A 12,533-nucleotide genomic window follows, 5' to 3' on the forward strand; every position below is an offset into this window, starting at 1 on the left:
CTCGGGTTAAGTTTTCTGCCGCTTTTCGAACTCTACGGGCGACAGCATCCCGTTTCTGACATGTTTGCGCTTCGGGTTGTAGAACATCTCAATGTAGTCGAACAGGTCCTGCCTGGCTTCGTCTCTTGAGCGATATACCTTTCGGCGTATCCGCTCCCGCTTCAACAGATTGAAGAAGCTCTCAGCGACGGCATTGTCATGGCAGTTGCCCCGTCGGCTCATCGAATGAACCAGATTGCGGTTCTTCAGGAACGCTGCCCAGTCCATACTGGTGAATTGCGATCCCTGATCCGAATGCACCCGAACCTTTTCCTTTGGCTTTCGCCTCCAGACAGCCATCAGCAACGCCTGCAGCACGACATCCGTTGTCTGACGGCTCTGCATCGACCAGCCGATAACACGGCGGGAATAGAGATCGATCACCACCGCGAGATAGGCGAAGCCTTCGTTGGTCCGGATGTAGGTGATGTCCGTGACCCACGCCTTGTCCGGAGCAGCAACGTCGAAGTGACGGTCCAGAGTGTTGTCGATGACAATGGAAGGCCTGCCGCCATAAACTCCGGGACGGCGCTTGTAGCCGATCTGAGCCTTTATCCCGGCAATCCGCGTCAGACGCGCAACCCGGTTAGGGCAGCATGTCTCGCCGTGATCGAGCAGGTCGTCATGAAGCTTGCGATACCCGTAGACCTTGCCGCTCTCTTCCCAAGCCGTCTGGAGCAGATTGATCTGCCGCTTGTCCTCAAAGGCACGCTTGCTCAAGGGCATCCGAAGCCAGGCATAAAACCCGCTGGGATGGATGCGGAACAGGCGACACATCATTCGCACCGAGAACCGCTGTTGATGCTGGGCAACGAACGCGTACTTCACTCATTGCCCGGCAGACGATGTTTACATCGTCGAGAGGGGTGCATCCCTGGCGAAATACGCGGTCGCTTTTTTTAATATGTCGCGCTCCTCCGTGACCCGCGCCAGTTCCTTTTTAAGCTGCCTGATCTCTTCGGACTGGTCGTTACCCTGGTTCCCAGACGCCAAGGAGAACTTCTTCTTCCACTCATAAAGCGAGTGCGGGCTTACACCGAGCCGCTGCGAAACCTCCGCAACCGGATAGCCCCGTTCCGTGATCTGACGCACCGCGTCGCGCTTAAACTCTTCGCTGAAATTCGATTTGCTCATGGTGATCTTCTTGCCTCAAAATTAGGAAAGAAGGTGTCTACAAATCTCGGGGCTATTCAATCCGATTCCGAACCATCGGCGTCCGATTCAAAAGTCTCTGCGGACGATTCGATCCTAACGGCAGGCGATTCACTTCCTCATATTATCGATTCTTCTTCTGGGAGGGGCGTCTTTCGAGTTCCCGAACGCGGCAGCAGGGCCGTCGAAGAAATCCCCGAGAACGCATCTCAACGTGTCCGCACGTCGAAACAAATTGCGCTCATTCGATTCAGAATGACGGATTTCCGATTCAGAAAATTATGATTTCGATTCACTCGAAAACGGCTTGCGCCGGTCCGCCCGTCCTCTGACCATCGAAGGCTTCGGCGGTCCTGCTGCCCGCTCGCGTCTGGCGATAGCATCGAAGTCCAAGCCACGGAAGATCGAGTAGTCGATCTCAGGATCGAGAGGCAGTGCCTTGAGCTTGCGCGCCTCCTTCTCCGTGGCGACGTCGAAGCCATAGAGATCATGCTCGTCGGAGCCGGCACTATGTCCCGCCTGAACACGGCGTTCGCGCGGGTCAATGCCCGATTCGCGCATATCCTGGATGTTACCGCTTCGGAGTGAGTGGAAGACTTCGCGCCGGCCGACGTTCTCCTCACCTTCCTTGGGTTTGATGCCCGCCTTCTTGAACAGTCGCTGCATATAGGAAGAACCGCTCTTGCTCGGGTGTTTCAGCTTCATAATGTTGGGGAAGAGGAAGTTCGAGCCCTGACGTGTCGCCCAATCGATGAAGCCGATTTCCCGCAGGAAGTCATGGAGCACGAAGTAGCGTTCGCTGTCCTGCGTCTTCACAGGGACGGTAGTCCATGTGCCGTTGATCTGCGACAGGCGGGTTACCTGCCCGACCCAGATCTCGGGGAATTGCTCGCGGAAATCATTGCCGCGTAGATGGAGTAGCAGACCGAGGCGTCGTGACGTGAGATGGCCGAGGAGCGGCAGCATGATGTCCTCCATCAGCCCGGACTCGATTCCGGTCCTAAACAGGGTATTCATCTTTGACGTGCCGATGGGTGTCGCCTTACGCGGGCTGGCGGCAGTCTTCGGGATCTTGATCTTCGCTCCGGCAAACGGGTCGGTGAAGCCGCCAGCGGTGATCTCCGAGCGGATCGCGGCCTTGATAACGGCAAGATAGCCTTCCTGAAGCGTCTTCTCGGCCAGCGGCTTCAGGTGAAGATCCTTGTTGTCCTCAATGACCTGCCAAGGTGTGAGATCCGGATCGCGTTCATTGTTGTCTCCCGGCCAATACTGCATGTGATTGACGAAGGCTTGGAGGTCAGCGGGGACATAGGTATCGACGGGATGATCGCCGATCAGTTCGATGAAAAGAGCAAGGCGGCTCTCTGCCGTAGATAGGTCGCGTGCGATGTTGGCCCCACCGGAAAGACGCCGCTTAGCCACATAAGTCGGAATCGCGTCGCTGAGCCTGGACTGGGAGGACCTTGGCCGCTTCACCGTCCGCCGGTCCAACGCGAAGGCGGGGATCAATCGCCCTTCGGCGTCGCGGGGCCGTTCCTCGGCAGTCAATGACTCGTGCCCGGCGACGTTCATCGGTTGGACGTCGCTGTTGTCTGCTGTCTGAGGTGGCGTCGCCACTGACTTTGCGGCTACGACAGGTGTGGAAGCAGGATCCGAGAGCGCCGACGACGCAGAGAGCTTCGCCACCGCCGACTGCTTCAGGATCTCCTCGTTGCCGGTGATGAGCTCATTGAACGGCTCGCCCTGAGCCTTCTTCTCCAGTTCGCGGTTGAGGTTGACGAGGTCTCGGATGCCTGCGGCCTTCTGCAACTCCTCGACGGGGACCGCTGCGTTCGAGCGATCGATCATTCCGAGGTAAGCCTTCAGCTCGCCCTTCATTTCGATGACGAACTCACGCGCCCGCATCTCGCTGTCTTCGTCATCCTGCATACCGCTACCGTGCCTCATCGAATCAAACATCAGTCTGGCCCTGGCCGCCAGAAGGTCGGCCAGCAGCCGGGCTCGCCTGTGAGAGCAGGCACCGAGGCTGAGCCGCAAGGGCGGGATGGCTTTCGTGCCACCGCTCGTCTTCGGCAGCTTAATCTGGAAGATGTAAACGGACCCTGATTTCGCGAGATAGGGACCCGGCCCTCTGGCAACCGGCTTGGTGGCCGCTGCCTGATTCGTTGGATCGGGCGATACCCCAACGTGTACCGGAAGGTGTACCGGGCGCGATACCTGCATGATTTTCACTCCTCAAGGGCCGCTGGCGAGCAGAGGTTTTGCGAGGAAATCCAAAGTCTTGCAGGTAACTGGCGGAGAGTGAATACAACCTGGCGGAGAGGGTGGGATTCGAACCCACGATACGGTTGCCCGTATGCCGCATTTCGAGTGCGGTGCTTTCGACCACTCAGCCACCTCTCCGCTTTGCTGGTCGGCGCATTTGATGCGCGGCTGTCTCATAGCGAGAGTTCAGCGATTTTGGAATTCGTTCGCCGGTAATTGTGGGGTGCAGTAGTGCCGGCATTGCGCCCCAGCCTGTGCGAACTCCTTTCGCTCGATTCCAAGGAGAGCTTCAAAACCTCGCAGCGGCGTGATTGATGCACTACCAAAAGCTGCGTTGTGCCGTTAGGTTGCGGCCAGGGGGACCTCATGAGCCAGCAGCTGATCAATCAATATCTCAACGAAATCGACCGCTTGCGGAAGTTTTCCGGCTCGGTGACCGAAGGGGTCATATCCGAAGCCTTCAAGGATCTCCTGAAGACCTGGGCCCGGCAGCTCAACTGGCAGTTCGCCGCGCAATATGAATTCGCCTCGGTGCAGAAGTCGCGTATCCGGCCAGACGGCACAATCTTCCACTCGATCGGACTTCCTTTCGGGTATTGGGAGGCCAAGGATACGGCCGACGATCTAGATGTCGAGATCCGCAAGAAGCTCGCCAAGGGCTATCCGCAGGACAATATCATCTTCGAGAACTCCCACACGGCCGTGCTGATTCAAGACCGGCAGGAGGTGCTCCGCTGCTCGATGACCGACAACGGTGCGCTTCTGAGACTGCTCACACTGTTCTTCGCCTATGAACGCGCCGAGATCCGAGAGTTCCGCAAGGCGGTCGAGGAGTTTAAGACCTATCTGCCGCGCGTGCTAGCGGCGCTGCGAGCCCGCATCGACACGGCCTATGGCGAGAGCCCGGCCTTTCGCGCTGAAGCACAGAAATTCCTCGAAACTTGCAAGGAGACGATCAATCCGACGCTCTCGGAAGCTGATGTCAGGGAAATGCTTATCCAGCACATCCTTACCGAGGAGATTTTTGCCAATGTCTTTAACGAGGGTGATTTTCATCACGAGAATAACATTGCCAAGGAACTCTATGCGTTGGAAGGAAAGTTCTTCACTGGGGCGGTGAAGAAGGAGACGCTGAAGGGACTGGAGCCCTATTATGCAGCGATCCGCGCGAACGCCGCGCAGATTACCAGCCATACCGAGAAGCAGACTTTCCTCAAGGTCATCTACGAGAATTTCTACAAGGTCTATGACACCAAGAAGGCCGACCGGTTGGGAGTCGTCTACACGCCGAACGAGATCGTGAAGTTCATGATCGAAGGGGCCGACTGGCTCTGCGAGAAGCATTTCGGGAAGAACCTGATAGACCCGCATGTCGAGATCCTCGATCCGGCCACAGGCACCGGCACCTTCATTTGCGAGTTGCTTGATTATTTCCGTGGCGACCCGAAGAAGCTTGCGCACAAATACAAGAACGAACTGCATGCCAATGAGGTGGCAATCCTGCCCTACTACGTCGCCAACCTAAACATCGAAGCGACCTATGCAGCGATATCGGGCCAGTTCGCCGAATTCCCCAATCTCTGCTTTGTCGACACGCTGGACAATGTGAACGGGCTGGGCATCAAGATGGGACAGCATGTCGGCGACCTATTTGGTGCTCTATCGGACGAAAACATTGAGCGGGTCAAGCGCCAGAATGCGCGCAAGATCTCGGTTATTATTGGCAATCCGCCTTATAACGCCAACCAGCAAAACGAAAACGATAACAACAAGAACCGGACCTACGAGCACATCGACAAGCTGATCAAGGACAGCTACATCCGGCTATCGACGGCGCAGAAAACCAAAGTCTATGACATGTATGCCCGCTTCTTTCGCTGGGCGTCCGATCGTATGCATGACGATGGCGTGCTCGCCTTCGTCACCAACCGCTCCTTCATCGACAGCCGCACATTTGACGGCTTCCGCAAGGCGGTAGCGGACGAGTTTCACGAGGTCTATGTCGTCGATCTCGGCGGTGACATCAGGGCCAATCCCAAATTGTCGGGCACCAAGCACAATGTCTTCGGCATCCAGACCGGCGTCGCCATCTCCTTCCTCGTCAAGCGCCGTAAGCAGAAGGGCTGCAAGATCTTCTACTCCCGCCGGCCGGAATTCGAGACGGCGGCGGAAAAGCTGAGTTTCCTCGGAAACTCCAAGCTCTCGACGCTGAAACATCAGCGGGTGGAGCCGGACCAAAAGGGAAACTGGATCAATCTGACCGAAAACAACTGGGATAGGCTGATACCCCTGGCCGACAAGAAGACCAAGGCAGCGAAATCAAACGGGCAGGAGAGGTCGATATTTCGCCTGTATTCGCTTGGCGTTGTGACATCAAGAGATGAGTGGCTTTACACTTTTTCAAGTAAGCAGCTTCACGATCAAGTGACCTATTATGTGGGACAGTTCAATCAATCCCTTATTCAGGCCAGTCCTACATTCGATAGCGGCAGTGGTAGTCAGACGATCAAGTGGACGCGTTCTCTTCGAGAGAGGTGGCAGACCAAGAAGCCAATTACACCCAGTGAACTGAGTTTCGTGGATGCCAACTATCGCCCTTTCACCAAAAAGAATTTTTGCTTTTCTCGAGCTTTGTCGGAGACGGTTTACCAAACTCCACAGTTGTTCTGCGATGGGAATAAGCGGAATCCTTCGATTACACTGATGGGTGATTCTTCGGGGAAGCCCTATTTTTCTCTTGCTATCGACAGGATCCCTGACTTGAACTTCGTTTCGCCTGCTTCGGGGGGCACCCAAACTCTCCCACTCTACCGCTACACCTCGACCGGCGAACGCGTCGACAATATCACCGACTGGGGGCTGAAGCAGTTTCACAAGGCCTATGGTAAGGACGGGCTGAGTTCGCCCATCGGCGGCGAGACGACGGCGGAGCTGGGAGAGGGGGCTGAAACGCCAACCTCAGGGTTCGCAGCGATGCCCCCCTCCGTCCCAACAGGGACATCTCCCCCACAAGGGGGGAGAGCATCAGCCAAGCGCAACATCTCCAAGCAAGACATTTTCCACTATGTCTATGCCGTGCTGCATGACCCTATTTATCGTGAGACTTATGCGCTGAACCTGAAACGCGATTTCCCCCGCATTTCCTTCTATCCCGAATTCTGGACCTGGGCCGGCTGGGGCGAAACGCTGATCGCGCTACATATCGGCTATGAGACGGTTCCGCCCTATGCCATTACCCGCACCGACGCGCCAGACGAAGGCGCCCGCGCCGCTGGTGTGACGCCAAAGCCGATCCTCAAAGCCGATCGCGACAACGGCCAGATTCGCATCGACAGCGAGACCACGCTGTCCGACATCCCAAAAGAGGCCTTCGACTATCGGCTCGGCAACCGTTCGGGCCTGGAGTGGATCCTCGACCAATACAAGGAAAAGACCCCGAAGGACCCGACCATCCGCGAGAAGTTCAACACCTATCGCTTTGCCGACCATAAGGACCAAGTTATCGACCTGATCGCCCGGGTGACGACCGTGTCCGTGGAAACAGTGGAGGTCGTCGAAGCAATGAGGTTGGCTAAGCGCGGATAAACCTGGTCGTTCAGCGACTTGAAAATAGAGCGGAAAAGGCGCTCTAACTCCAGGCCGGCACGAAAATCCGCTTCAGTGGCACGAGCTGTTGGGTCTCGATGTCCAGTTTTTCGTATTGCTCAAGTAGGCTCTTCACGAGATCATCAAGATCCATCAGCGCAAGTGGGATATTTGCTCGCTCCGCTTCATAGCGCGCTTCTCGTGTAAAGCCGCCTGTGCTGACATAGAGCCCTTTGTCCTGCGGGTGCCGTCCGCCAAGGAAAATGCGGACATCCGGCGCGCCCATAGCTCCCTTGCGATGCTTCACCTCGACCACGATGCGCGGCGACTCGAAGCCAAAGCCATCCGGCGAGGCGACAATGTCCTTGCCACGATCTGGACCCGCCTCCGATACCCGTGTCTTGTAACCGAGCGAGCGCAAGAGGCCGGCAACAAGCTCCTGCATGTCATCCCAGGGCAACGCGCTGACTTTGTCCTTGATGAACTCACGAGCCCGGCTTTCCATGGACTTGAAGAGGTCTTCTTCCGTAGCCTCAGTCGCCGCAGCGATAGCTTCAGGCTTGGCCGGCTGTCCCGAGACCATCACCTTCCGGAGCTCTGCAGCAACCTCGCTTGAGATCCGGAATAGCGTTGAAATTGCTCCCAGGCTATTGCGGCTCTCGACAGACAGGAGATCGCGACTGACTTCACCTTGCCAGCGCACGGGCCGATATTGGGCATTCTCTGGATCAACCGATGTATCGTAGCGGTAAGGTCCAACGATCTCTCCGAGCAGATAGACGCGCCGCGAGGGATTGTAGGTGATGACCATGTCGCCGACCTCGATCTCGTTGGCGAAGCGGTGCAGCTGCCCGGCAGCCATGGCGATCGACTGCAGCTTCGTCTCCGGCCAGGCCGCGGTGACAAGATCCGCAATTGCCTTCCGCGTTTTGACGCCGGAGAGATCGCCGACGTCGTTCCAGCCAATAGCGACAGCTGACTTCTCCTTGAACGCCTCGAAGAGCCGCCCGTCGCGCTCCGCGCGCACCATCCATGCTTTGCCCATACCCCACCCTCAATTGGAAGCAGAACATCGCTGACTGGGGCAAGCAGTGCAAGATCATATACGAGATGGTGTTGGCTGGCTCACAGACACTCACTGGCTAGCGGGACGCCACTGGTCGTTGCATAGCACCTCTCAATGTGCAAACGCGTCGATGGGTCTTTTGCCAAGGCCCAGACCGATTGACTCGCATTGCCAAGGAAGCTGTATGAAAGTCCTTTCGATGAACAAGCCAACCGTTGATCTCAATGAAGTCGCCCTCCTTGGCATCGACGTCGGCTTTTCGAAGTCACGGCCGACGACGGGCATCGCCTGGAGCAAGGGCGGACAATTCAAAGCAGCAAGGACACACTCGGACTGGGAGCGTCGGAACCTCCACATCCCTCCGGCGACAACTTTCTCGGTGATTGCGATCGACGGACCGCTTGTTCCTGTTGGTGCAGATGACAGCCTGGACCGCTTGTGCGAACGCCTGTTCATTCGCGGCGCCTTCCAGACGCGTTGCAAGCCGGGCTTGAGCAATCATGGCTATGGCAAGGATCTGCGCCGAGCAGCGTCTCAAACTGCGGAGCAGATTCTCCACCTTGCATCGTCTAACGAAGCCATCGAGAAGGCTATCCGGCCCGGCACCTCAGTCATCGAAGCCTTCCCCAACGCATTTCTCGGCGTCCTCCTGCCAGAGGCACGCTTTGCTATGCCAGCTGCTGCTAAGCGAAAGAAGTTCGACTGGCTGTATGAGCATGCCATCGACAGTGGCGTTCTCAGTGAGGTTTTCGAGGCCCTCGACTGGCAGAATCAGGCGCTGCTTGATGCAATGCTTGCCGAGACGGACCACGAGAAACGAGCAGCATGGATCTGCCTGCTCACCGCGGCCTGCGCGGCGACTGGCACATCCCAGGTCGTTGGTGACGATATAGGCGGGTGGTTCTGGCTGCCGCCGATCGATTTATGGGCTCCGTGGGCCCGGGAAGCGCTCGATAAGAACAGGCTGGCCCTGGCATAGCAATCCTTGACTCATAGCCGCTTACAGGCTGGTTCGGCGGTCTTGAACGTTGCTTCGCAGCTTTCGACGCACTGAACGCGCCAGTGTGTCTCTCTGCAAGCAGACGGGCTCTTTTAGATCTCAGACGTCAATCGCCGAACTTATTCTCGATGAGCTTCTCAAGGTTCGCGGCTTCACTTTCATAGATGCTATTCAGCGTCGTGAGGGAATCAGCATCCTCTGGGTAGCACTTCGTCCCCCGGATGGCAGTCTCCGTTTGCCGACGCTGAGTAAATTGCGATGTAACGTCGCTCATCTTGATTCCAGGCACTAACATCATCGTCTCAAAAACCTGCGCTTCCAGCATTGGATCAACCGCGATCTTACAACTGTTTGATATCGATCGAATGCGTGCAGCAGTTGTCGCCAAGACACTGACGATCGAGCTGAGCTCGTCGGCTGCGATCGCATGCTTAACAATTAGTAAGCTCATCGCGGTGGCGAAGACGGTCGAAGTCGTTTTCATAGGCAGGTGGCACTTCCTGATTAGTCCGCACAATAGGGAAGGGTTCCGTCATAACGAACCTGCGTTCCGACGCCCCGCGCTAAGGTGTTGATTTCCCAGCCCCTAGTCACCGCGGTGCACAGAAATCCCCGTGCGCACAAAAAGGTTCCTTTAAATCAATGGCTTGGCGAATGATGTAGCGGTCATATTTCCATCGCTTTGGAGCTGAACGGAACAGATATGCGCAATGTGGGATATGCTCGCGTGAGCACAGTTGAGCAGAACATGGATATGCAGCTCAAGGCGCTAAAAGCCGCAGGCTGTGAAACGGTTTTGGCCGACGACGGCTTTTCAGGTGCGGACTTTACTCGTCCCGGTTTAACGGAGATACAGCGGATCCTCTGTCGCGGCGATACCCTCACTGTCTGGTGGCTGGATCGCCTTGGAAGGTCGTTGTTTGAGCTGCTCAAGCTGGTTCGTGACCTCAACGAACGCGGTGTGGAATTCCGATCGCTCAGCGAAAGTCTCGACACTAGCACTCCGGCGGGACGTTTATTGCTTCATGTCCTTGCCAGCATGGCGGAGTTTGAGCGCTCGCTCATCAGCGAACGGACCCGCGCCGGTATGGCTGCTGCTCGTGCACGTGGCAGCCGTATTGGCAGACGTCCAGCGATGACAGAGGCGCAGGTCGTCGCCGCAAAAGAGGCAATTGAGCTAAATCAGCGATCGGTCGCAGAGATTGCGGATGAATATCGGATCCACCCACGAACCCTTGGACGACTCCTACGAAAGCACTCATCAAACGCGGATTAACAAGGGGTCGACGTTCCAGCCGCAAATTGGCCGTAGTGATCGTGACACGCCGGGATAACGATGTGAACACTCTAAAAGATTGCAGGGTTTTCACCTCTCCAAGAATTTCCCGCCCGGCAAGAGGAGGTTCCGTTGTCTATTATTTTCTTCTTACTAAGTAAGTATATAATAATAGACAGTGAATGGACGGGAACGGATATTCGCTTCCGGGCGATTCCTCTCAAGGAAGCTCACCGGTTGGTTTCTCGCTAGTTTGCAGCGACGCTTCATTCGCAGTTCGCGGCGCAAGCCCTGAGTCAACCTCGCTCGATTGGCAGCGTGCTACGACTGATGTGTTGCGAAGCAGCAGCTATCTCTGCGAGACGTCTTGTCCCGCAGAGACGAAGCCGGGCGAACCTATGCCACCGTGACCGGCAGAGTCTTTAGCTCCTCCTCTAACAATAACCAATCAGTGCTCGGCCTGTTGGCGCTGAGCGCATTGCTAACCCAGCATCCGGTCGGTGCGCGGGGATCTCCGTTCGCCTTCGTCAGATAGTTGTCGATATGCGCTGCAACTGCCCGAGCCGCACCGCCGTAGCTGCCGCTCTTCCGCGCCCAGATCTGATATTCGTGACCGCATACCCGCTTCATCAAATAGTGGAACTGGTTCGGGAGGAAGCTTTCATCATTCCATAGCTGCCAGCAAATCTGGTGAAGGGAAACGTAATGATGGCCAAGCTCACGCCAATTGAGATCACCGGTTTCCAGGTAGCGGCTGAGCTGCTTCAAAAAAAACGCCCGGTAGTCGGCCATCAGTTCGTCGGGAACCGGAATTTCATGCAGGTTCATTTAGGTATCTCCTTGTGCTCGGTGAACATGCATCCGTATAGCGGCACTGGCGCTGGGATGCCGCAAGTCGTGAGCGTCCCCAGAATGTTCTGAAATCTGTTGATCCGAAGCTTGCCCGGGCGCTAAACGCCGGTTAGACGCCGACCCGAGGAGGCTAATATGAACTATCCAAAATCAGTCGCGTTTCTGTTCGCCTATGTGCCAAAGATGCCGACCTCAGTTGAGGAGTTAAGCCGGATCAGCGCGTTAAGAACGCAGTCTGCGATCTTATTTGGATTCGCTCGTAAGATGGGCTTCGAGTCGCCGGATAGGATGCCAGCAGTAACAACCTATCGAGACGCAATATTCACCCGGAGTGCGGTCTTCGAAAGAGCATCCGCCCAGGCACGAAGCTGTAAGACTGCATTATGGGTTGCCGACCTTTGGCAGCTCCTACGTATGACCAGCTCAGGGAATTTGACGAGAGTTCTGGAGGACTTAGACCGCCTGGACATTGATGTTCTTGACTGCCTTAGCGAAAAAATGTGGAGGGAGTTCGCGGCAGCGGAACGCGCCGTGCTGCTTCGGGAAGCGTTTTCGCGTAAAATGGTTTCGTCGATATCGTTACCTTCCGAAACTGATCGGAAAGGGCAGGCTCCCGACATTCAAAATGCGTTGAAAGGAGCATCCGCCAATAGAAAAAAGGCGGAACGGCGTGCAGAACAACTACGTCCGGTCGTGGATGAATTCAGAGCCGCGCTTCCTCCCGAGCAAGTCCTAACGCCGTCTATGTTGATGCGACACTTGAATGATAGAGGCGTAATGCCGGAACGTGGAAAAGCTTGGTCGCTCAACAGCTGCAAGAACCTACTGCGTCGATTGCAAATCGCCGAGAAGTGAAAACTCTAAACACCGGAAGAGTTTTCACTCATATTATGACGACATAAATCAGCGATAGAGAGGACTTCCCGCCCGGGAAGAGGAGATTCCGTTGTCTCTTATTTTCTTCTTACTAAGTAAGTATATAATAATTGACAGTAGATGGACGGGAACGGAAATTTGCTTCCGGGCGATTTCTCACGCAGATGTTCACTGGCTGGTTCCGGTCATTTTAGTAATCAGCTTGCATTCGGTCTAACGGAAGCTGCCTCGGCTCAACCTCGTGCGTTTGGCCTACGCTTTTTATAGAGTTGTGCGGTCGAGAAAAAGGTTTCGACGAGAAGCTCGTGGCTGAGGAGGTTCGGACCTCCGGATCGTTGCCAGTGCGGAAAGCTTCCCCATCAAGCAGCTTGCTTATTTCTAGGACTTCGATGTGCGGTGGCGAGCTTGAGGAGCGGACGCCG

8 protein-coding genes, 1 tRNA gene and 1 pseudogene are annotated in these 12,533 nt (G+C 56.0%); 4 read left to right on the plus strand and 6 right to left on the minus strand.

Annotated elements, in window-relative coordinates; all coding sequences use genetic code 11:
* Positions 1-6 precede the first annotated feature (6 nt).
* The 3 genes and pseudogenes from J3A65_RS17630 to J3A65_RS17640 form a co-directional block, all read right to left on the minus strand.
* A pseudogene (locus tag J3A65_RS17630) lies at positions 7-1,173 on the minus strand (IS3 family transposase).
* 297 nt (positions 1,174-1,470) lie between these two features.
* Positions 1,471-3,414 carry a hypothetical protein gene (locus J3A65_RS17635; protein ID WP_209902553.1) on the minus strand — a complete coding sequence of 648 codons (1,944 nt, stop codon included), beginning with the start codon at positions 3,412-3,414 and terminating at the stop codon, positions 1,471-1,473.
* 90 nt (positions 3,415-3,504) lie between these two features.
* Positions 3,505-3,594 (minus strand) — tRNA-Ser (locus tag J3A65_RS17640).
* A gap of 228 nt (positions 3,595-3,822) precedes the next feature.
* Between J3A65_RS17640 and J3A65_RS17645 the strand changes: the two genes are divergently transcribed.
* On the plus strand, positions 3,823-7,041 hold the full coding sequence (locus J3A65_RS17645) for a type ISP restriction/modification enzyme (protein ID WP_209902556.1): 3,219 nt from the start codon (positions 3,823-3,825) through the stop codon (positions 7,039-7,041).
* A 43-nt stretch (positions 7,042-7,084) separates the two neighbouring features.
* On the opposite strand, the gene J3A65_RS17650 is transcribed toward J3A65_RS17645, so the two are convergent.
* A complete protein-coding gene (locus tag J3A65_RS17650) occupies positions 7,085-8,086 on the minus strand; it encodes a restriction endonuclease (protein WP_245341575.1) in 1,002 nt (333 codons plus the stop codon).
* A 205-nt stretch (positions 8,087-8,291) separates the two neighbouring features.
* Between J3A65_RS17650 and J3A65_RS17655 the strand changes: the two genes are divergently transcribed.
* On the plus strand, positions 8,292-9,086 hold the full coding sequence (locus tag J3A65_RS17655; RefSeq protein WP_245341576.1) for a DUF429 domain-containing protein: 795 nt from the start codon (positions 8,292-8,294) through the stop codon (positions 9,084-9,086).
* Positions 9,087-9,213: 127 nt separating this feature from the next.
* Here the strand turns inward: J3A65_RS17655 and J3A65_RS17660 are convergent, their stop codons facing one another.
* The gene (locus J3A65_RS17660) at positions 9,214-9,591 is read right to left on the minus strand and encodes a hypothetical protein (RefSeq protein ID WP_209902558.1); all 378 of its coding nucleotides are present in this window, start codon (positions 9,589-9,591) and stop codon (positions 9,214-9,216) included.
* A 219-nt stretch (positions 9,592-9,810) separates the two neighbouring features.
* Here J3A65_RS17660 and J3A65_RS17665 point away from each other — a divergent pair, with 219 nt between their 5' ends.
* Positions 9,811-10,383 (plus strand): recombinase family protein, encoded by a 573-nt coding sequence (locus tag J3A65_RS17665; protein WP_209902560.1) that lies wholly within the window; start codon positions 9,811-9,813, stop codon positions 10,381-10,383.
* A gap of 396 nt (positions 10,384-10,779) precedes the next feature.
* Here J3A65_RS17665 and J3A65_RS17670 read toward each other — a convergent pair whose 3' ends face one another.
* Entirely contained in the window at positions 10,780-11,211 is a 432-nt protein-coding gene (locus J3A65_RS17670) for a hypothetical protein (RefSeq protein WP_209902563.1), read from the minus strand.
* Positions 11,212-11,370: 159 nt separating this feature from the next.
* Here J3A65_RS17670 and J3A65_RS17675 point away from each other — a divergent pair, with 159 nt between their 5' ends.
* The gene (locus J3A65_RS17675) at positions 11,371-12,090 is read left to right on the plus strand and encodes a hypothetical protein (protein WP_209902565.1); all 720 of its coding nucleotides are present in this window, start codon (positions 11,371-11,373) and stop codon (positions 12,088-12,090) included.
* The last annotated feature ends 443 nt before the right edge of the window (positions 12,091-12,533 follow it).

It is taken from the genome of Rhizobium sp. PvP014 (assembly GCF_017876855.1).
Classification (GTDB): Bacteria; Pseudomonadota; Alphaproteobacteria; order Rhizobiales; family Rhizobiaceae; genus Neorhizobium; species Neorhizobium soli.

Bases quoted from the DNA above. Each gene is read 5' to 3' on its own strand.
- J3A65_RS17635 (WP_209902553.1), bottom strand. From the start codon at position 3,414: ATGCAGGTATCGCGCCCGGTACACCTTCCGGTACACGTTGGGGTATCG.
- J3A65_RS17645 (WP_209902556.1), top strand. From the start codon at position 3,823: ATGAGCCAGCAGCTGATCAATCAATATCTCAACGAAATCGACCGCTTG.
- J3A65_RS17650 (WP_245341575.1), bottom strand. From the start codon at position 8,086: ATGGGCAAAGCATGGATGGTGCGCGCGGAGCGCGACGGGCGGCTCTTC.
- J3A65_RS17655 (WP_245341576.1), top strand. From the start codon at position 8,292: ATGAAAGTCCTTTCGATGAACAAGCCAACCGTTGATCTCAATGAAGTC.
- J3A65_RS17660 (WP_209902558.1), bottom strand. From the start codon at position 9,591: ATGAAAACGACTTCGACCGTCTTCGCCACCGCGATGAGCTTACTAATT.
- J3A65_RS17665 (WP_209902560.1), top strand. From the start codon at position 9,811: ATGCGCAATGTGGGATATGCTCGCGTGAGCACAGTTGAGCAGAACATG.
- J3A65_RS17670 (WP_209902563.1), bottom strand. From the start codon at position 11,211: ATGAACCTGCATGAAATTCCGGTTCCCGACGAACTGATGGCCGACTAC.
- J3A65_RS17675 (WP_209902565.1), top strand. From the start codon at position 11,371: ATGAACTATCCAAAATCAGTCGCGTTTCTGTTCGCCTATGTGCCAAAG.